Genomic DNA, 22,123 nt, shown 5'->3' with positions numbered 1-22,123 from the left:
TCTGTAATATGTCAGATATGTCTTTTATCTATCCATCTTAATGACCTAAAGTTGAATTCTTTACAGGCATTCCGTTAGCGTTTCCTGATCATTGAAACTATATCCACACCAAACCACCTGGTAGTAAGCCCTTCCATAAAAATAGATGTGGAAGAAATCAATACCAGGTTCGGTTCGTGTGTCTAAGCTATTAGATCAAACCAATGTAAAGCCCAGTAATACGTACCAATCGTCTACTACATCAGGGTCGAGCGCATTGGTAGCGACACCTTCTACATCCTTTTTTCGTAAAGCCTCAGGCAAACTGGCTACTGACGTTGGGTCCAGTTCTATGATCCATTTGCCTTGCGGTACACCGTTTAAGGAAAATGTAGCATAAGGTAGCTTACCGTAATCCTCATTTCCTGTCGTTAATAAAGGAGTGTAAGCCACGGCAGTATCACCTTCTCTATACAACCTCGCCTGTAGGCTGCTTACATCCTGATCCTGATACGCCGCTTTTAATCGCAACATGACCACTGCTTCATTTGCCATTAACGCTTTTTGATACAAATATCGTGGCAAATGCCTGTCCATGATTTCGAAATTTGTTGCATACGTATCACCGGTCAGGAGGCCATGCAATTGATTTGGAAACTCTCTTTCAAAGCTGAAGAGACGCTGTAGGCCTGTATCAGTGTTTGAGAGTTCATCCAGGATCAGATTGAGCCCTTGCTGCAAGTTTTGAGAAGCTGCCGTTTTCAACGGCTCTCCACCATCACGTGCGGTGTAGTTCAGGTGCAAAATGACATCGGAAATTGTGTCATAATCAAATTGACGGTAATCATCCGGAAGTGTAATGCGCCATCGGCTGACTGCCCCCATTCGTTCGAAGGGCAGGTACCGTTCATCGCGGAAATTGAATTCGAATAGCCCTGAATCACGTTGCGCACTACTAGTGGCAATGCCCTGGGTACTACTAAGGTAGTGGATAAAACGATCATCTTCCACACCGGTATAAGCATATCCTTCACTAGTCTGCTGGCTCTTCCGCACACGGCTGCTGAGCAAGGTCAACTGACAACTCACATTCGTATAGGGAGCTGTCACACAGGGAATTGATATACTTACTCCTTTCAAGCGACGCATATATTGACCTGGATAATCCATATCAAACAGCACCTCGGGCAACATTACCTCACATGTGCCAGTCTCCCTCAGGTTAGCCAGAGCCTGGGCATTTACCATGCTGATCGCTACATGCTTAGTGAGTTCGTATTCCCGACGATTCTGCTCCAGGTAGGCCATTTCCAGGCGACGTAAATCTTTTTGAAGCTGCTCTCCTGCCAGCAGACCTTTTTTCAGACTGTCCCAGTAGCCGAAACGGATATAGTTCGTGTTTTCAACAGCCAATTCAAATTGCAAATTTCGCTCAGCCTTCTTAGCCATGTCATAGGCCATCTGGAAGGTCTGGAAATAAACACTACCCAATTGAGTCACCATCCAGCTGTACAATTGCCAGTTGGTATATTTATCTTCCATAAAATCTGCTTCTTCCTGGGCCTGCCGGGTCTGTAATTCATGATTTTCCAGTTCGCGCTCAGCCATGGCAAGGCGTATCTCTGCCGCCAGTATTTGCTTATCGATCTGTTCTATTTCTGTTTCCGCCAGGTCAGTTTGCAACTCCCAATCGTCACGACGGCGGTCATAGCCTCCAAGGATTCCCGCTTTGGAAGCACCGAAAGATTCAATGGCTGAAAGCGCATGAAGTACACGTGCAGCAAAACCGACTGCAGTACTTGCCTTTTCACCACCGAATTTAGCTGTGATAAAAGGGCTGCCAAAAGCACCGGCTACTCCTACTTCTGCATCAGGAATTAACGCCAAACCTCCAGCCAAAGCTTCTATTCCCGAACCTATAGTTTGCAATACAACTGCGGCTTCCATCTTTTTCAATTGCTGCTGCTCTTTGTTGTTCATATACTCCCTACCTGCATAGTACGCTTCCCGAATCTGAGCCAACTCTTTTGCTTTCTTCAAGCTATCTAATGACTCTTTGGCTTCATCAATTGCCTTTTCACGTACATTACGTATGGCTTTCAATAATTGTACCTGATGTCCGGCTCGCAATAAAGAGAGTTCTTCCGCATCTTTTTTCTCCAAAGAGGACAAAAGGGACGTCCCTAATGATTTTACCTCGTTACAGAAATCATACGCTCGTTGCAGCATATAGTCAAAGCGATAGAGCGGTAAAGGTGCATTCAGGTCCTGTAGTGCCGTACCCAAATCGACCCCTGCTGCTGCTGCACGAACCAATAATGCCGGATCAATCGGAGGGGCAAACAGGCTTAGTTGTCGGGTAACTCCTTCTATGTTCTGGCAGTTACGTATCTTAAAAAGCCGATCCCCCACTGTGTCCCAATAGTGCAGCATCTTGTCATTGTTAGGGACACAGAAAAACAACATAGAGTTCAGTACATTGACTTGTTCATCTTCTTCGTTCTCATTACCTTCATCCTCCAATCGAAGTTCACTCTCCAGATCAACCAAGCCATTAGAGAAGTCATCAAGGTTATTTTCAAGCTCATCGTAAGAGCGGATGGTAGCATCTCCTTTTTCCACTTCCACAGGTCGCCTACCCAATATTTGCGCCGCCAGTAAGTAAACTTGGGATGCTTCATTAATTGACTCTATCGTATCGCGACGGAAGAGGTTATCACCCCATGCAATCAGGTTGTCCAGGTATTTCATCACCGTGGTCTTCATGTATGCTACCACTCTCATTCGTGCAATTAAATGTGGTTTGAAAGGAAATTTTTCCCATTGTTCCACTTGCTTTTCCAATAGGATGTCACCCTCATTCAGCAGCTTGAGTAACTCAGCCGATTGTTTGGCACCGGCAAACTCATGGAACGGTTTGACACGCCAATACCTCTGTGGAGCAGGTCCTTCCGTCTGAGTGGGGTCAAAGATGTAGTGAAACCAGGTTTGCGCTTCTTCAAATTGCTGGTTTTTGCTAAGTTCAGTGGCCAGCATTAACGGCGCATGGAAAAACAACTCCCAATTGTACAGGCCATAAGGTCCGTCGTAAGCAAAATCTATATTTTCCTTTGGATAGTTGCTGTCTACCACTTTTCTATCCGGGAGATAAGTGGACGAAAAGTCATTTTTTTGCCGCTGTTGAACACGCAGATCAGCGGCATCTCCATCCGGTACCGGGTCTAACAAGCCTGCAGCTCCAAATTTATTCACCTGCTTCAGGAAGCTAAGAGTATAAGGATGATAGAAAGAATAAAACCTGAATTTTTGCCCCTTTAATGTGATGCGTTTTGGAGGAACTTTAATGGTGACTGTTCTTCTCTCCCGTCTCCATATCTTTTCCTGGATATATCGATCAACATAGCGCGTTCTTGGAGGGTTAATTCGCCTTACATCGTCAAAGAGGAAGTCATCGTAATTAGGCAACACCCGAAGTGAACGACTGCTAAAGCTAGTGAGAGCAGCAGTGCTTGATATCAGGCCGGCAGCAGCATTACTGGCAAACAGTTCATTTGATGGTTGAGCCAGCTGAAAATTCAAACGTCTGATGGTGCTGCTGCCATTCCTGCCCTGGTAAAAATTATTGATCCCTCTGGGTCGGATAGGAGAAGGCGGGATATACGACCTGCGAGGCTGGATAATTTGGGGGGTAGGTCGATACTTATAGATAGGCACAAGTTTGATCTTTGGTACGGGAACATATTCGATCTTCGTAATAGAAGGCTGTGGTTCCGATACAAAATCCTCTGTATCTTCGGTAGGATTAACAAAGAATGTTCTTGAACCGTCCGAATAAAAGAATGGAGATTCTACCAAGCGTGAATCATATTGATGGCTCAACGTTACCTGGAAGGTGCCTGGTGTTTTGCGCAATATCGTCTGTGCATATTTTTCCAGGTTGGATGAATTCCCGGAACGAGGTAACTCCAGGCGATCCGTATTACCGGCTTCACGGAATTTGGTGAATGCAATTTCTCCATTTCGCGGGATTGGTAATTCTAACCCTATGCGCTGCGGGCTTCTCACTCCATCATATTCCAATGAATTCGTACTGTCGTTGAGCACCCACCCCTGCAGATCATAAAAATCGATGGAAGAATTAGCAGAAGAACGACTATTTACTGAAGACCCTGTTCCGTACCGGGTGCTGAAGGTGTTACGGGAATTGACCTGTCTGGCATATACTACATCCACCCGCAATGTACCTCCGGAGTTATCAGACATTAAGAAGTGCTTTTCGATATCAGGGTAAGCACTCTCCATAGACTCTTTGGTAGATTGAGGACTTAACCACTGTCCATTACGTTGCTCACTCCATCCCAAGCGAATATTGTAACGGAAGTCAGGGTTTCTACTGGTCTTTTGATCTGTAGAAGTGGTTACTTTTAAATCAGCACTGTCCGGTTCCTCAGCTGACAGATCCATCGTTGCCCAAAAGAAGTAAAGCCGTCGATTGTGACGTACCAGCACAAAATGGTCACTTTCTATTTCCAGCCCTACCCTTTCCCAGGCTGTCCATTCGCCGGCTTGGATCTGCTTTCGATAATAGTAAACATGAGGTACTGCATAGGTACGGGCCATCACGTGAAATTCCTGATTCTCTTCATCCTGGAAGGTAGAGACTACTTCCAGGTGCGCCACTTCATGCAGTTTATCCAGGTATTCCAGGTAGGCTCCCTCTATTAATTCTGATGTGACCTCGGATTGTTGAAGAAAATTTTCCAGTTCTGTAAAGAAAACCGACTTATCATCGCGTAACTCAGGTTCTATCCAGTTTTCAGGAAATAGGAATACTTTACGATTGGCTTCCCATACACGATAGTTTTTACGCCACTTCCATTGCCTGGAAGTCTCTGCATCATAGGATAGCCCCGGCTCCAGGTTCATTTGGATACGTTGCACCCATAATTGTACGCTGCTAATGGCCAGTTTGACCCTGGAAGTGATCATACAAGGAGCCATCTCCGTATCCATCAGGTAATAAGCAAAAAGGTCATTGGTATCCTTAAATCTATCATCTGCTGCCAGGATATAATCACGCAAAGCATCCCTTTGCTGTATTCTGAGTGGGTCGCGTACTCCCGGCGCCACTTGCAACCACCGCTCATTGGTATCATAACGTGCCTTGGCCAGATTGCGAATAACGTTGGCCTGTCCCTGGGCCAGGTCAATACCGGTCAACCCCCAGGCCTGTGCGGCAGAAGCTCCTGTTTTACGTAGTAAGGCAAAAGCTTTTTCCAACTGAGCCATCCACACCGTATTGGCAAAATCTGAGGGGAGATTATACCCGTATCCACCACTGTCCAGCAGAAACGTTACGTCTTCTACTTCCCATTCCGTAGCTTTGGATACTTCACGAGCAAGTTCAGGAAGAGTTGTACCTGTTTTTTGAGCAAAGGCCAGTAAGTCAGTTAACTGAAAGCCTGGCTTAATTACCGTTCGCTGTAACCGAACGACTTCCAGCAATGACAACCATGCCTGTGCCTGCACAGGAGTTAACTTTTGTGCTGTTTCTACAGATAAATTGGCAAAATCGGTCCACCCGGCAGTACCACTATTAGCCAATAAGTAAGCGGCTTCATCTTCACCCAGTCGTAATCTTTTTACTATAAAACCAGCTTTGATCAGTCGCTCATAGGTTTTAAATGCTGCTGCCTGGGTTACAATAGACGTCTCTCCCGCTCCCAATACAAAGGCATCGTCCAGGAATACTGCAACGGCTTTTCGACTGCTATCCAAAGGATCAGTAGTATAGTTCTCCAAAAGGGAGATAACCATGGCTTCCGAGATATCTAGTACATTGGTTAAACGTTGATAAAGTGTTGTTCTGGACAGGTAAGCCAGCAATGGAGCAGTAACCAACCTGGCCCGCTGGTCCTGATCCGTCAATGCACCCGTACCTACTAATTGCCCTTTCACACTAGTCGTATCGGCAAAGTCGGCAAAATAGGTATCGATAAACGCTTGCTGATCAACTTCAGACAGACCAGAGGCACCTTCTACAATGGCCTGTGCTTCCAGGCCTGTTGCTTCATCATAAAGTTTGGTGATACCTATCCTCAATTGGAGCAATACATCACTTCCGTTGGTGTCTGCAGGCAGGCTGTATTTCCGGAGTTCGTTTTGCAACGTATGTAACGTTTCAGCAATAGCCGTCTCAGAAGTACCGGCAATATTGGCCTGGTTTTGATGCAAATGAAGATATGCTTGTTCTCCCCAGCTTAGCTTAGCATCCCGTAATGCCTGTACCTGGTTTATAAAAGACAATATCAGAGCGGGAGTGCTATCTGAGCCTGGAACCGCCAGCCCTGTCTCTCCTAATACCGCAGTAACAACAAGGTAATCCTGTACTGTAAGTCTATTGGCGCGGCAAAATCTGGCTATTCGGTACAGGTATGAAAGATGAGCTAAACTCAATTGATTATTCGGGAGTACCTGATTGACTAATACAGTCAATTCATCACTTTTAAGTGATGTTGCAGCTGAAGTTACTGCCGCGATGGATTCTTCAAAAAATGAACGCGTCGTCCCCTGTACTTCGGTACCGGTTGGGTTAAGTGCAAATGCCTCCAAAGTATCAACATCGCCATTATGCAGGGCTGGATTCAGGAACAGAGTGGCATAGAAACTGTCCTTATCACCATAACGGTAAGTATCGATAGTACCGTGCCATACCAACAGTTCAGCAGCCTTAAGCTTGAAAGCCTTTTGTAGCCGTATTAATCCGGACAGATGTATCAACAGGTCGGCACGGTCCTGCTCTCCAAACAACGCTACTGCCATATCAAGCTCTGCAGAAGACCAGCCACTCTTACGTGCTACCCTCTCATAACGATTCAAAGCACCGTACTCGTCATTATCCAGCGTTAAGGTAGCTTCCTGCAAGGCGCAATTATCACCACTAAAACTTATGGTTTTTTGATCAGGGTTGACCAGGCGGGTCTTCATCCATTCCACCAATTCCGGATAGGTTATCTGTAACTTATCCAGAAGGTTTTCCACCGACTGCAATTGAGGCAAGTCGCCAACAACGCTCAATCCGTACAATTGAAAAGCGTTCGCAGCAGGAGTTTCGAACACCTGAAAATCCAGACCGCTCATGCCTAAATGCACTAAAGCAATATCCCTGGCACGGTTGGCTGTCTGTAGGGGGGTGAATACTTCTGTTAACAGGAAGCGTTCAACGCTAAGATGTTTTAGATAAGTAGCCCCTTCTGCATTCCAAAGGTTAAAGGGTAAGGAAATGGGGAACACCACATTGGCAGTGGCATCATATGCAGCAACATTAAGATGTTCAGGTTGCGCCCTCAAGGTAGAGGTGTCCCAGGTAGTCTGCCTGGCTACTCCTGTTGGACTCACTAATTCCTCCAGTAACTCATTCACTAAGTCAATATATGGAAGCTCAGTGTTTGTATTTTCACAACCCAGTAAAATTCCTGTTAGATCCGGGCGACGTATCTTAAGCTTATCTAACGCCGTACTACCATCGGTATGATCACCTTCTTTAAGGTATTGGAATAAGTCTACCAGAAATGCCGCCGGACTTAGTACGGAACGGCAGTGCTTACAGGCACAGAAATCCTGTGAATCAAAGAGTGTGGTTAAGTTAGGGATCTGTAATAATTCATCATTCTCAGACCCCGTTTCACTTGTGATATCAGCATTAAAAACCGCTGTTGGAAGACGATTGAACCGTGAGGCAAAACGGCTATACAGGACAATTGATTTTGAAGATACACCAGCTGCCCTGCGATAGGTTTGTTTAGCTACATCTTCACCTCCCAAAGGGCCTGAAAACTGTTTGATAAATCGATTCTTTCCTAATCTCTTGACATCCCAGGCACTACGAACATTATTGTTGTATAATGTTTTGAAACTGTCGTATCGAGCTGTTGGTGGTGATATCCTAAAGGTGCGCTGGTAGCCTTCCAGCTTTTTACGGAAAGCAACAGGTTCTGTAATTCCGTCTAAGGCAGTGGGCTTTTTCTTCAGGAAATCAGTTACCGTGTTTTTACGAAATTCAAACTCAGGGTTGTTTGTAAAAAACGTATCTGTATCGGTGTCATTAATGTCAGTACCCACTCTTATTTTACGGGCCAGTACCCGTGTAGGAAAGGCATTTTCCACTACCCTTTTAACCAGCGTAGCATAATTAAAGCGTCGTTCTTCTGGAGTATCACCGGCAATACTCTCGGGTATTTCTGTTTGGTTATTGGTTGTCAAATCATCCCAGTCACTGTCGGAAAGTTCCGCCAGGTCACCAGCATCATTAACATCAGGACGAGATTGCAGGGCGCTAGTCAAAGCCATATTGTTCAGGCTTACAGCGCTCAACTTCAGGTTTAGCTGTATTTTTTCGATATCAGTCTCAGCCAGCAGCGCGTTATCCCTCACATGCTGCCAGAATTCACTGGAGGGTAGATTGCTATTCGCCGCAGCGGCGTCCAGAAAGGCCCTGGTGACGGTGGCATTTAGCCCTGCTGCATTTGCCACTTTAGCCAGCGACCCCTCTCCCGCTGGCAACTGGGTTTCGTTAAGCGCCTGCTCTACTACCTGGGCTTCTAATTCATCCAGTAGTATTTCTATACCATTGATACTGTTAGCGTTGATCACATTATCCTCTGCAGCAGCTTCCAGCTCTACCCTCAGTGTCTCCCGTTCCTGTGAAAGTAGCCCCTGGAGGTTGTCCGGTTGTTCCCGTCGCATTAACCCGTAAAATACCTCGGCATCAATACTAGTGAGGCTTGAAAAGTAACGTGCCTTCAGGTAAAAATCGACCCATTCTACCGTGATATCATTTTTCCCTGCCATTAAAGTGACTTCTTTTTCCGGAATATTGGCGAGGTCAAGGCTGGCCGTCTGTGTTGCCAGTGTATTATCGAGTGACTGGTATTCGCTCGGACCTTTATACTCACCCTCTCCCACCACCAGATTTATGCTTTCTTCGTTTAATGCATTGGATATCACAGGTGATTCCGCTAGAGGTTCAGTGGGATCGGTGGCGTCCAGGTCTACGACATTGATCAGGAGGTCCGGGGCATCTTTGGTTGGGTCACTAAGATCATTGATAGTATATTCGATGGTGTAGCTCCCATCTACAGCCGGTGTTACCTGTCCTAAAAGCTTCTCCTGTCCCAGACTACGGTCATAGGCTCTAACCTCCAGGTTGCCTGTGGCCGGACTACCGTCTACCTCTACAATGGCGCCGGAGACGGTGTAATCCGTGAGAGGAGGATCTACAGGGTCAATTGGATCAAAGCTTACTGGCGTAACGTTGATATTGGCACCAGGGATTTGCGTGGAACTGTCTTTCGTATTCTCGACCAGGACTCCTCCAGAAAAAATCTTAAAATAAGGTGAAAAAGAACTTATTATCTTATCATATGTAGCTCCTGTAACCTCAATTTCGAAAGTTCCGGTTGCATCGGTATCATCAATTCCCAGGTATAAGTCAATATCCGGTTCTCTATCCCATAACTCAACCTGATAACTCGCAAGTGGTTCTTGCGTGACACTGTTTTTCAGATTACCAACAAAAATATAATTAGGCATATTTATAATGTATTTATATAAATAATTGATTTCACTTTATAACTTTTAAAGTTATAAATACAACAGCAGGGCTTTTATTTAAGAAGAGCTAGAACAATTAAAATATCGATGTCCTATTCTGTGATCAGCGGCTTTCCTTGTATAAAATTTTATTTAACAATGCTAACATTGCCTGTTAGCTTTTGGCGGGTTCCTTCTATCACCAGCTCGTAGAAATACACTCCGGCTTGAAGGCTAGTGCCATCGAAATCATCCTTATAATTCTCAGCGTAATAAACCTCTTGTCCCCAACGGTTTATCACTCGCAAACTAGCCGGATACAAAAAAGGCTCAACATACAGTCGGTCGTTATCTCCATCACCGTTAGGTGTAATGGCATTAGTGACAAATAACTCCTGGATCTGTACTTCCTGTTGATACACAACGTCGCATCCCTTGTCATCCTGTGCACTAAGACCAACGACGTATCTTCCCGGAAGTTGAAAACTGTGTATTGGGTTTGCTTGCTCGGAGCTTCCTCCATCACCAAAATCCCAACGAAAGTCGTTACCTGCTTGTGAGGTGTTTCTAAATTGCACAGGCCCTCCCACCAATAATGCCTGTTCTGGAGCCAGGTCCTGCTCATTGACACGTACCTGAAAGATTACATCTACTCCCGGGACTATATCGGCAAGTGCTAATTCGGCAACATATTGCTCTTCAACGACAGAACTGGCTGTTTCAATAGTGACACTGTATGTTCCAGGTTCCGTTATTTCGATCAACGGTATTGTTGCACCTGTGCTCCATGTGTAGGTGGCATTGGGATCCTCTACGGTTGCATCAAGCGTTGTTCGTTCGCAAAAAGCAGTCACTGGACGATCCAAAACATTGACCTTTATTGGATACCGCTCGAGGGTGAGATCAGTTACAATATCACTGGTAATGACTGTGGTATACCTACCTGCATCCGCGGAGGATATGTTATTTAACGTTAATGTTGAGCTTGTCGCTCCTAAAATCATTTCACCGTCTTTATACCATTGATAACGGTTTGCACTGCCTCCTACCAGGGCATTCAGCACTAAACGAGCGTTTGTCCCTACCGAAACATCAATAGAATCATGAACGGGCTTTTGCGGAGTATAAGTGAAGACCTGGCCCCGATCCCTTATGATAAGATTAGGCTCTATATGTTCAAATGTGAGAAAATTATTTTCAGCAAAAACATTTAAACTTTCTATCATTGATAAATTCGGCAGACTGGTTAATGAATTATCAGAAAGTGATAATATACGGTCTCCGCCAATAAATGGAGGTTCCGATAACAGGTTGGACGGTAGTTCCCCTTTCAGTTTGTTTTGACCTAAAGCTAGTAAGGTTAACTTTGAGAGGCTCTCTAATGCTTTGGGTACCTCGCCTTGTAATTCATTGTTGAAAAAGTTCAAGACTTCCAATACCGATAAATCAGCTAGCTCAATAGGGATTTCACCACTTAATGCATTGATATTTAGCTCCAAATCTTTAAGAGAATCAAGTTCACCCAATCTGGAAGGTATTCTTCCCTGTAAATTGTTAGATGGCAACGAGATTTCTGTAACCCGGTCATTCACTGTGGTGATTCCATTCCATGTATTCACCGGACCTTGTTTCCAATTGGTATTAGCCACCCAACTTTCCCCTCCAGTTGAATCATACAGAGCTACGAGAGCCAATGAGTCTTTTTCCAGAACTTGCCCGTAGTTATTAGGACAATTGATTATGGTTATAGATAAAACAAGAAAAAAAAGTTTGATATTAAGATTCATGTTTATTGGGGGTTGAATAATCCATTAATTCCTGTCAATTTTAACAGGAATTAATGGAATTATTTATATCATTTAACGAATATCCTTTTATGCATCATTCCTTTGGAAGAGTTTATGATTGCATGATAAGTACCACTTGTATATCCTGACATATCTAAAGTCGCCTGACTCGCTTTAAAATCATTAATCACAGTTAGCAACTTACCCTGGGGGCTATATATTTGAAAAGACACATTTTCCCAATCAAAAGGCATGGTAATGTTGAGTATTCCATCTTCAACAGGGTTTGGAAATATCATTAAACTGTTTTGATCGGATGAAGAACCTGATAAATTATTTTCAAAGGAAGTTCCCCTGGCATTAATTGGTGCTGGTACTGGTGGTAGTGAACACACCCCAGGAGCAGTTTCGGTAGATGGTGCGGTTACCGGTATATCCAGTGAAGTAATGCAACCCGCTAAATCCGTAATACTGACTTTTATAGATGAAATCCCCTGAGTATTAGTGGCCACCATGTTTGTGGTAACTCCGTCTGCAATATATTCACCATTTTCATTTTCCCAGTAATAAAAGGTAGCGTCCTCAGAAAGGTTTTTCACTTCATATGCATAAAAAGTACCAAAAAGTAAACTCGAGGTTACACAAAAATCCAATCCGGATCGGATGACGTCCAAAGTAGCAGGCATGCTTGAACAAGAGGCTACTCCATTGGCTACAACAGAAACCGAACCCGCGGAAGAATTATCTGAGGTTACATTTGCCTCAAGTATTGTACCATCAACTGTAGTAAGTGATTGAGGATTCCAACCGGATGGAAAGGACCAGATGTAACTTGTAGCTCCTGACACCGCTGAAGGGATGGTAAATGTAACGTTTTGTGGAGAACCTTTTACAATACAGTCATTGGCAGGATCTCCATTCACATAAAAATCTATCGCTCCCGGCGCAGCTGGCGCGACATTAACGGTCAAAGATGTGGTATCACTGACTATATCAGGTGCACAACCTAAAGCATTCACTTTGATGATTCCGGAATGTCCATTCGTATTTATTTCGGCCTGTGTTCCACTCACATTGACCCTGGACCAAGAAGCTGGAGTTTCCCAGGTATAACCTGTAGCCCTATCTACAGGGTTTATAGAAAATATAACATTTGGCATTGGGTCTACAACACATTCATCCCCTATAATCATCGGGGGTGCATCAGGGCCAATGCTCACAACTAGCTCACTTAATATACTGCTACCTCCGCAATTCCCATCTATGGTAGCGCGAATAGTCACGTGTCCGTCAGCTGGGATGCTCGCAAACGATGGAACAATTTTGATCGTAGGTCCATTTTGAGTGAGCTGATTGTCAGAAAGAACCCATCCTGCACTTGCCGGGAGTATTTCCCAGGTATAGGTATTATCGCCCCCCTGTACATTATAGGTAAGTTCCTGGGTATCTTCAAATGTCACACAGGTTGGTCCAACAATATTGGGTGCAGCAATAGGGAACCTATTCACCTGTATAGGTTTGAATTCAGAGCCACACCCCTGGTTAGATGACACTACAGTGATATTTCCTGTACTGCTGTTATTGAATTGGACAGTCACCTGTGTAGAATCTACGCTGGGAGAAGAAATGATCACCCAATTTTGGGGTAATATCCAGTTATAAGCAAACCCGGGAGCGCTATTAGCCACTGTAAATACCTCTTGTGTTCCTGGTGCCTCACTGACACAAAAGGTACTGGAGGCAAATTGAGGCACTGGTGCAGGCGCTCTAAGTACTTTAGTATAGGTAAGACCCGGATTGCAGGCAGAGCCCAGGTTCAAAGATACCGTGATATTTGCCGAATTATCCAATACTTTAAAAGCGATGGCACTACCATCACCACTGCGGAACTCCTGTTGTAATTTGTCTTGCGGGAAGATCCACTGATATTGTCCGGGATCCCAACGTCCTAATACAGGGGGAACCGATAGCACAATTAAATTATCTTCGCCGAGAACATCATCGCTGGTACATTCTGCGCCTGTTATGGCGATCGCATTACGCTCATCAACTGAAAGGGTCTTGCGCACTGTAAAAAAGCGAGCAGGAGATGCGCAAAACTCACCCGAACAATCATTCGTCACTGTAACACGAATCAATGAGGTACCGGCGTTCAAAGAATTGAGTGTGACCGTTTGGCTGTTGCGGGTTGTGGCATCGATGCTGGTATGTTCCCTTCCACGCACTACCGCCCAGCTATATTCTACATCTCCAATTGCTCTTGGATCCACTGGAACAGTCAGGCTAAATTCACCAGTAGAGGACACACAATTACCACCGCCTGCAAGTGTAATGCTTCCAACCAGTGTGTTGAGATCTACCACATTCACCTGTACTGAATCGATGATCATGCTATTTCCCGGGTCTGAAACAAATATTTTCCCTGAGCCAAAGGACGTTTTTACATCCAGAGAAGCGGCGTTGGTAACGAGAATAGGGACTTCATCCCCGGTAGATGGATCAATGATTAACGTTCCTCCAAAGGCCGAGGCCACGTAATTACCCGTGTAGGTCACATCAACTGTTGCTGTACTTTTACAATCAAGGGTTGTTTGTTTCATCCCTTGTATGGATGCACTAATTTGTGCGTTAAGAGGAGCCACTACCAATAAGAATACTGGCAGCAAAAGGAATAGGGGTAGCCGTGTTTTCATGACAATTAGTTATTCGGTTGATAATCAATTATTTACATAATAAAATTAATATTTTATATTAAAATTATGATAATTAAACATTACAAGGGTAATGTTTTTAAAAAAACTTTTTTTTCTTGCTAAATATTACCAGATATAGAATTTACTTTTCACTATAAAAACATGGATTCTTAGATCTATTAAAATACTTAAAAACCTTATTACCTGATTCTTACTATTTTCAGTAGGTAAAAAAGCTGTTTTATTATTAACATTTCCAAATGTAAGTTCTCTTACTTTTTTAAAATCTTTTCAAGTAGACTCAAAAAAGGATTGATTTTTTTATAAATAAATCCTTTATCTTTCAGTCCAAAATTATTCGTAAAGCCATGAAATTTTATGCTTTATTTATAGTCTGGTTACTTTTTTTTGCGGGTATTTCTAGTTGCTATTCCCAACAGTACCCGGTGATCAGCTCTTACATGCAACAACCCTTATTGATAAGCCCTGGAGCGGCAACTGGTTATGGATCAGAAACCTATGTACAGGCCATGCATCGTTCTCAGTGGGCGGGATATGACAACTTCAATGAGACAAACAATCGACCGGCAAGCCAGTTGCAATTGATTACAGCTGCGCTACAACTTAAAGACAGTGCAGGTGGGCTGGGTCTGGTAGCCTCTGCCGATAAGACTGCTTCACTTCGGACCATCGATGTAAGGATCAATTATGCTTATCACATTTACTTTAGTAAAAAAGGGTCCTTTGGATTGGGTATAGGAGCCGGAATGCGTTCTAAACAAATGGATTTTAATGATTTTATAGTGAAACATCCTGATGATGTGCAACTATCTGAAGGTAGAGTCACCGAAATACAACCGAATTTGTCCATTGGGTTTTGGATCAACCACGAGCAGTATTATTTGGGAGGTAGTTATGCTAACTTTTTGGATCAGGACTTTGAGGAAGTGAATGTACACGACAAACCCGTAACAATGATCACCGGCGGATATCATATTGTTCTGGCCAGTGATTGGACACTTACGCCCGGGTTCTTATGGCTGAATGAGGCTTCAGAAAATGTATTTGCCTTTCATACCATGGGTAATTATCGAAAACTTGTTGAAGTCGGACTATCGTATAGGCATGAAGAAGCTCTCTCTTTTATTACAGGGGCCTGGTTATTGAACGACCAATCACTGAGACTGGGACTGGCAGCTGACTTAATAACCCAAAATAGTAGCGTAAAAAGCAGTGCTTCATTTGAAGTAATGCTCGGTTACCGATTCAGGTAATTGAACAAAACAATGTAAGGAAACCTCTAATCACGCCATGTTGTACATTTTCAGGTCGATTTAAATCTCCCTTACCAATGCATTTAGATAATAATCCTTACACGTTTTAAGCAGTTATTATCCTATTACTTTTTCTTAATAATTAGTGCCTTCATCGGGTTCATCTTATTGGCTTTTTCTAGTTCTTCCGGCTTAAAGGTACTACGCGCAGCGGCGGCTTCATCGGTCTTACCTGCTTTGACAAGTAAGTCTGCCTGTAAGTTATAGTACCTGGCAACGTAATCTTTGTTGGGTTCTACATCTCCACCAAGCTTAGCCCAATGAGCTGCTTTTGACAGGATCTCCGGGCTCTCTTCTACCCTTTTAATTGTTAATGCATAATTGTATAAGATCAGCGGTGATTTTTCAATGTTCCCGTTAGCCAGTCCTTTATCAATTTCTTCTGCATATCTCGCCCATTCTCGCCTGCTTGCTAAATTATTAACGGTTGAATAAGCAATAATCCTTTCTTTTCTATCGACTCCTGACTTGTTGACGGACTTGAGGTACTTATTGAAGCCATCTTCATCAAAATTGACGGTTTTATCATCGTTATAAGTCACATATTTATGTACTGTATTTAGATATGTATTGTATATCTTATCATCTACTTCCTTTTTGTCATATAGCTGGTAAAATTTCTTTCTGTTATTTACCAGATAAGCGAACGATTTGGATTCAGCATCACTGAGATAATCTTTTATGATTAACCAATTTCCCTCTGTTAGAAGTTGTTTGCCTTTTAAGCCATCTAAAAACTCTACCGCAACATTACTCACCTCTTTTCTATTATAAGCTACTTTCAAAGCACTGAGGTAAGCCGTGACAAGTGCCGCTTCACGATTCCCACTTTCATATTGTTTTTTCAGGTAAGAAAGTGTTCGGTCCTCACTTAAGGCATCCTCTCCGTATTTTGCAAACTGCTCAACACTCGTAGATCCTACCGTACGATGTATTTCGTTACCATTGCCATCAATATATATATAAGTAGGATATGCAGCGACCTTATAGTGCTTTTTAAGGTCGATACCCTCTCCTTTTTCCATATCAAATTTCACATTAATGAAATTTTCATTGAAAAAGTCAGCGATAGTATCATTGGTAAAAACGTCTTTGGCCATGGTTTTACATGGGCCACACCAGGTAGTGTAGCCATCAAAAAAAATGAGTTTATTTTCTACACGGGACTTCTTCAATATATCTTTCCAGGTTCCCTGTTGGAATTGGATGCCTTTACCCTCGGCATTCTTATTGGTAAAAGCTTTAAGTGCATTTTTTCCATAGTCAATAAATTCTTTGGCCTCAGTATAGCCTGAGGTTCTACTGACCAACTCACCATTCGTATCCAAGTATAGATAGGTCGGATATGCCTTAATTTCAAACTTTTTCCGGATATCAATGCCTTCACCCTTTTCAGCATTAAGCTTTACGTTAATAAAGTTCTCGTTGTAAAAATCGGCAACATTATCAAGGGTAAAAACATTCCGATCCATTTGGATACAGGGACGACACCATGTAGTATAAGCATCTATGAAAATGGGTTTATTCTCTTTTTTGGATTTGGCCAATACCGCTTCCCAGGAGATCTCTTCAAAGAGAATAGACCTGGAATTATTGAGTCTGTTATTCCCTTGAGTTATTGCTAAATGGGCTTGATACATTGCCTGTCCATGGTCTTGTACGAAATTATGTGAATTGGAAGACCCCAGTTGCTCACCATCGGCAGAGAAAAATATGTAAGCAGGGTACATCAGCATCTGAAGTTTTGGTGCAAATGCTTTGCCTGCTTCTGTGTGCATGTTTATTCTGATGCTGACAAAGTGTTTGTTGTATAGCGTTGCAATGCTATCAACAGTAAACACCTCAGTGATCGCCTTGTCGCAGGACTCACAAGACGGCCTGTAAGCATCCACAAATATGAATTTCTTTTCTTTCTCAGCCTTTTTCATCGCCTCTTCCCAGGTGAGTTTCTGGAATTTGATCTTCGTTTTTTGAGCTTCGAGGTTTACGGCATATGCCAAACACAAAATCAATACTATTACCAGTTTGCCGTTCATTATTTTATTCATGATTATTTCTTTATTTACGAGTTGGTTTGTTGTTTCACTTTAATAGCCAGGGTTTTGCTTAATCACTCCTTTACTAATATCAATGTCCAGTTGTGGTATTGGTAAAATTTTATGATCCTGAGATACATTAGGGTTTCTCAAGGGTTGATCGGTTCTCATCAAATCATAGCGCGCATGACCTTCGAAGGCCAGTTCCAGTTTTCTTTCTCTCAATATTTCGTCAATGAGCTGTTGACTATCTGCAAAATCTCCCATTACAAGGTCATCAGCCGTTGGGTTAGATCGTTGATGTACAGTATTTAACAGATGTATGGATTCCTGATTAACACCACCTGTTCGAGCAAGCGCTTCGGCACGTGTCAGCATTACTTCCGCCAGCCGTATCATCGGCACATTGTCTCTTCCAAACGGATGGGAATATTTTGCTGTTGTTCTGCGGCCCTCCACAATGTGCTGGTTATTCTCAGTATCGCCTTCAAAGATCAATGTGGCTATTCTTAAATCTTCGGGAGGGTAAGCGTTTACAAAGTTTTCATCCACCCAAAGCGAAAGCTTGAAGTAATAGGAAAAAGAGACGTTATTGCTACCCATTTGATTGAAGCTAAAGGGATAACCCAAAATGTATTCCTTTGTCATATTTGTTTCTATCACTTCTGTATTATCCGGAAATAGTTCAGTTATGTCCTGTGTAAGCTCATAGGTATCGACTTGATCGATCACCAGTTGAGCATAGTCAGCGGCCTCTTCAAAATCGCCCATGTAAAGGTAGGTTCTGGATAAAAGTGCATGAGCTCCACCTTTGGTGACTCTTGTCCTGTTATCGAGGTTAGCCGAGGAAGAGGTACCATACGATTGCGGAACAGCTTCAGCGGCTTCTTTCAGATCTTTTATAATCTGGTCATACACCTGCTGTACGGTAGATCGTGGCAATAGCTCGTCGTCTTCATTATATCCTGCAAATGGTGTGAGCTGTAAAGGAAGCCCCATCCCAGCCATGTTTTTTGTTAGTGCACCTTCTCCGTACAAACAAAGTAATTTTAAATAGGCAAACGCACGAACAAATTTAGCTTCACCTACATGCTGACTTTGTATCTCCTGATCATAGGTGCCAAAACGTGGGATATTTGTAATAAGACCATTTGCTGAATTAATTGCTGAGTAATAGGAAAGCCAAAAGTCTGCTATCGTCTCATCCTGGGGCCTGAGGTTCCCGTCTATAAACTTGTTGAAAAACTCATTGTCATTAGATTCAGTAATATCAGTAGTGAAATCAGCCAGGGTAAATGTTGTGTTGACCGATGCCCGGGCCAATTGTAAATAGGCCTCCCCCAGCGCCCGCTCGGCAAGTGCTTCTTCAGCAAAAACATCTGTTTCCACCAATGTGTCTTCCGGTTTGATATCAAGCTTATTATCACAACCCAACATCACAACCCAACTCGTAAATATTAAAAATTTGAATGCCTTAATCATAGCTTATAAACCCAGGTTTATACCTACCTGCATAATCCTGCTTTGAGGCATTGTTAATTCATCTATTCCCCCACTTAACGCATTAGAACCAAATGCACTAACTTCGGGATCCAGCCCCGTATATTTGGTAAAAGTCAACAGGTTAGTGCCTCGCACATATATTTTCAGGTTTCTTACGGCATTTTTCATTTTAGACAACAGTGCCGGTGGAAAATTATAGGACAACTGTACTGTCTTGAGCCGCACGAATGATCCGTCTTCAAGGAACCTGGATGATTCCCGACTCACTGTGTAATCATAGGTCGCATCATTAGATGTTGCAGATTCCGGTAATCTGATTGAATTATTTCTTAATGCAGGTATTTCGGTTTGATGTCCGGCAATCTTCCAATAATCAAGAATATCCGTAGAAAGATTACTGCCATCTCCGGTAGAATAGGTCAGCAAGGTAGCCCTGGAGCCATTAAACATTTTATTTCCATACGAATACGTAAAGGACATGTCCAGTTGAAGCGCCTTATAAATGAATGAATTGTTAAATCCACCAAAGAAATCAGGCTGATTCGAGCCATACACTTTCCTATGCCTGTCCAGGCTATCATCGACTCTCCAGCGGTTTTCCGGCGGGCTGTCTGAAAGGTTGCCATCTCCGTCTAACCAAAGGGGATTTCCCGTCAATGGGTCTACCCCTTCCCATTGATAGAGAAAAAACAATCCTGCTGCCTCTCCCTCTTTTAGGTATTTCCCTCCGGTAGGTGTCCGTCCTACGAATTGTCCTTGTTGATTTAATTTTAAAATTTTGTTTCTATTGGCGGCCAAATTAAAATTGGAGACCCATTGAACTGGCCCAATACTGACCTCCGCATTTATTGTAACTTCTATTCCTTCGTTTTTCATGTCTCCTAGATTTTGCTCCTGTGAACTGTAACCCAGGTAGTTAGGAACTGAAGAACTAAAAAGCAGGTTATTTACCCTTTTGTGATAATAATCCAATATAAAATTGAGCTTACTATCCCAAAGCGATACATCAAGGCCAACATCTATTGATTGGGTTCTTTGCCATTCCACATCAGGGTTAGGAGGTTGTTGTGCCTCCAATACTCCAAGATTACCGTATTGCGTATTTGAAAATACATATTGACCCTGGAAACCGTAATACGAGGAGAAACCACTACCCTGGATACCGGAAAACCCAAGACTGCTTCTTAGTTTCAGGTCGTTTATAAGGCTTCTGTTTTTCATAAATTTTTCTTCGGATATTCTCCATCCTAAAGAAAATGCCGGAAAGCCTACGTAGCGATTGTTTTTTGCAAACCTTGAAGATCCGTCGAGGCGATAGGTAATGCCACCTAAATATTTGTTTTTATAGTGATAATTGACTCTGGCAAAATAAGAAGTCAGTGCCCACTCTCTGGAAATGGCTCCTCGCACAAGCCTGTCGGCGGAATTTGTAGCGCCAATGCTTAAAATGTTGTCATTGGGAAAGTTATCACTCGAAATACTTGTGACCTGTTCATTAGACGTTTCAAAACTTTGTCCAAGCACGGCGCTGAGATAGTGAAACTCCTTAAACAGGCGATCAATTGTAACGGTATTGTTTATCACCAGTTTGCGATTTTGTGAAGTAGTTTCTATCGCTTCGCCATTGGGCAGAAATCCCGGAGCAGCGGCTCTTCGGCTATACGCCCGGGAGTTGTATAAATCTATACCAACTTCAGATTTCGCGGATAGCCAATCGAAGAAATCCACTGTAGCATATATTGTACTTACTGTCCTGGTATCTTCCAGTGAGTTGATGTTTTTGTTGGCTACTGCTACCGGGTTAACGTTAGGAAGCCCCAAACCATTGGTTTCGTCCAGGTCGAAATAGTATTCCCCTTCCTCATCCAGGACGGGTAAACTTGGTGATTTCAAAATAGCATCATAATAAACCTGCTGTGCATTAAGGGCCTGATTATCTGTATATGTAATTACCGTATTGGTTCCAAAGGAGATCTTTTCACTGGAATTATAGGTCAGATTTATTCTTCCGGAATAGCGTTCAAAGCCCTGGTTAATAATATAGGAGGGTTGGCTTGTGTAAGCTCCACTGACAAAATAGGAGCCCCTTTTATCTCCACCGGAGATAGAAAGTCCAACGTCACTGACGACAGGTTCCCTGATCACCTCATCTTGCCAGTTCGTATTTGGTGTAGTGTTTATATCGCGCCTGAAGTATTTGTTGTAAATATCATTATACTGTTCGCTATTGAGTAAATCATGTGTATCAACAGGTTGCAATACCCCGGTTACGTAGCTAAAATCCAATTTCGTATGGCCTCGGCTACCTTTCTTGGTCGTGATCAAAACCACTCCTGCAGCACCGCGTGAACCATAAATGGCTGTTGCATACGCATCTTTCAGGATTTCTATCGATTCGATGTCTGCCGGGTTAATATTAGCAAGCGGATTCCTTTCAAATTCAGGCTGGAGGTCAAAACTGGAAGCTACCCGTGTTCCTCCCGATACAGAAATAACCCCTGTAACTGATTCGCTAAAATTTGTTGTATTCAGGTCCTGACCGGTACCATATACCGGCACGCCATCTATTACAATCAATGGATTGTTGGCGTCACCGCTAAGTGATGTAAGCCCCCGAATGGTAATAGAAGTTGCGGAACCCGGCACACCTGAACTTGAATTAACCAAGACTCCTGCTGCTTTACCCGCAATAGCATTGTCAACGGAAAGTGACGTTGTACTTTCTATCTCCCGTGCACTGACAGAGCTTATGGAGCCTATAACTTCTTTCTTTTTTTGACTTCCGTAACCTGTTACCACCACCTCCTGCAAACTCATAATATCAGGCGTCAATTCTATCAAAGGAGCCCCTTCAATTAATCTGGCAGGTTGTTGAAGAGGGGTGAAACCTATCGCGGAGATGATTACCGAATCTTCGCTGCTGACCAATAATGAGAAATGACCATCTCTATCACATGCCGTTCCTTGTTTGGTGCTTTTTAACATAACAGTAGCTCCGGGAACAGGTTGTTTATCCTCGGCGTCCACTACCCTGCCCCTAAGTTCGATCGGGTTTTGTGTTAACCTCTTCGTAGCAGTCTGTGAAAAACAAGGCACAGCCTGAACTCCCAAAAAGACAATTAGTATTATTTGAAATCTTATGATGCTCCGATATCTCATTAATTATAGTTTAGTTAATGATCTCAGCCTGGAAAGTGGTA

The 22,123-nt window shown here is 43.2% G+C and carries 7 protein-coding genes; 1 reads left to right on the top strand and 6 read right to left on the bottom strand.

All coding sequences use genetic code 11. The features are described from left to right. Positions 1-195: 195 nt before the first annotated feature. From FNH22_RS09065 to FNH22_RS09055, 3 genes are all read right to left on the bottom strand, one after another. The gene (locus FNH22_RS09065; protein ID WP_143398035.1) at positions 196-9,570 is read right to left on the bottom strand and encodes a neuraminidase-like domain-containing protein; all 9,375 of its coding nucleotides are present in this window, start codon (positions 9,568-9,570) and stop codon (positions 196-198) included. Positions 9,571-9,719: 149 nt separating this feature from the next. Next, positions 9,720-11,357 (bottom strand): gliding motility-associated C-terminal domain-containing protein, encoded by a 1,638-nt coding sequence (locus FNH22_RS09060; RefSeq protein WP_143398034.1) that lies wholly within the window; start codon positions 11,355-11,357, stop codon positions 9,720-9,722. A 68-nt stretch (positions 11,358-11,425) separates the two neighbouring features. Continuing rightward, the gene (locus FNH22_RS09055) at positions 11,426-14,050 is read right to left on the bottom strand and encodes a T9SS type A sorting domain-containing protein (RefSeq protein ID WP_143398033.1); all 2,625 of its coding nucleotides are present in this window, start codon (positions 14,048-14,050) and stop codon (positions 11,426-11,428) included. 368 nt (positions 14,051-14,418) lie between these two features. Between FNH22_RS09055 and FNH22_RS09050 the strand changes: the two genes are divergently transcribed. Further along, on the top strand, positions 14,419-15,324 hold the full coding sequence (locus tag FNH22_RS09050; protein WP_143398032.1) for a PorP/SprF family type IX secretion system membrane protein: 906 nt from the start codon (positions 14,419-14,421) through the stop codon (positions 15,322-15,324). A 125-nt stretch (positions 15,325-15,449) separates the two neighbouring features. Here the strand turns inward: FNH22_RS09050 and FNH22_RS09045 are convergent, their stop codons facing one another. The 3 genes from FNH22_RS09045 to FNH22_RS09035 are packed head-to-tail and all read right to left on the bottom strand — an operon-like array spanning position 15,450 to position 22,082. Next, positions 15,450-17,432: a thioredoxin family protein gene (locus FNH22_RS09045; RefSeq protein WP_143398031.1), complete on the bottom strand. Its 1,983-nt coding sequence runs from the start codon at positions 17,430-17,432 to the stop codon at positions 15,450-15,452. A 39-nt stretch (positions 17,433-17,471) separates the two neighbouring features. Continuing rightward, positions 17,472-18,902, bottom strand: coding sequence for a RagB/SusD family nutrient uptake outer membrane protein (locus FNH22_RS09040; RefSeq protein ID WP_143398030.1), 1,431 nt, complete (start codon positions 18,900-18,902; stop codon positions 17,472-17,474). A 3-nt stretch (positions 18,903-18,905) separates the two neighbouring features. After that, positions 18,906-22,082: a TonB-dependent receptor gene (locus tag FNH22_RS09035; RefSeq protein WP_143398029.1), complete on the bottom strand. Its 3,177-nt coding sequence runs from the start codon at positions 22,080-22,082 to the stop codon at positions 18,906-18,908. Between the last annotated feature and the right edge of the window lie 41 nt (positions 22,083-22,123).

This window comes from Fulvivirga sp. M361 (assembly GCF_007097395.1).
GTDB lineage: Bacteria > Bacteroidota > Bacteroidia > Cytophagales > Cyclobacteriaceae > Fulvivirga.
Note: the sequence above shows the minus strand (reverse complement) of the source record. Positions and strands in the feature narration are given on the sequence as shown.

Bases quoted from the DNA above. Each gene is read 5' to 3' on its own strand.
- FNH22_RS09060 (WP_143398034.1), bottom strand. From the start codon at position 11,357: ATGAATCTTAATATCAAACTTTTTTTTCTTGTTTTATCTATAACCATA.
- FNH22_RS09050 (WP_143398032.1), top strand. From the start codon at position 14,419: ATGAAATTTTATGCTTTATTTATAGTCTGGTTACTTTTTTTTGCGGGT.
- FNH22_RS09045 (WP_143398031.1), bottom strand. From the start codon at position 17,432: ATGAATAAAATAATGAACGGCAAACTGGTAATAGTATTGATTTTGTGT.
- FNH22_RS09040 (WP_143398030.1), bottom strand. From the start codon at position 18,902: ATGATTAAGGCATTCAAATTTTTAATATTTACGAGTTGGGTTGTGATG.
- FNH22_RS09035 (WP_143398029.1), bottom strand. From the start codon at position 22,082: ATGAGATATCGGAGCATCATAAGATTTCAAATAATACTAATTGTCTTT.
- FNH22_RS09055 (WP_143398033.1), bottom strand. From the start codon at position 14,050: ATGAAAACACGGCTACCCCTATTCCTTTTGCTGCCAGTATTCTTATTG.
- FNH22_RS09065 (WP_143398035.1), bottom strand. From the start codon at position 9,570: ATGCCTAATTATATTTTTGTTGGTAATCTGAAAAACAGTGTCACGCAA.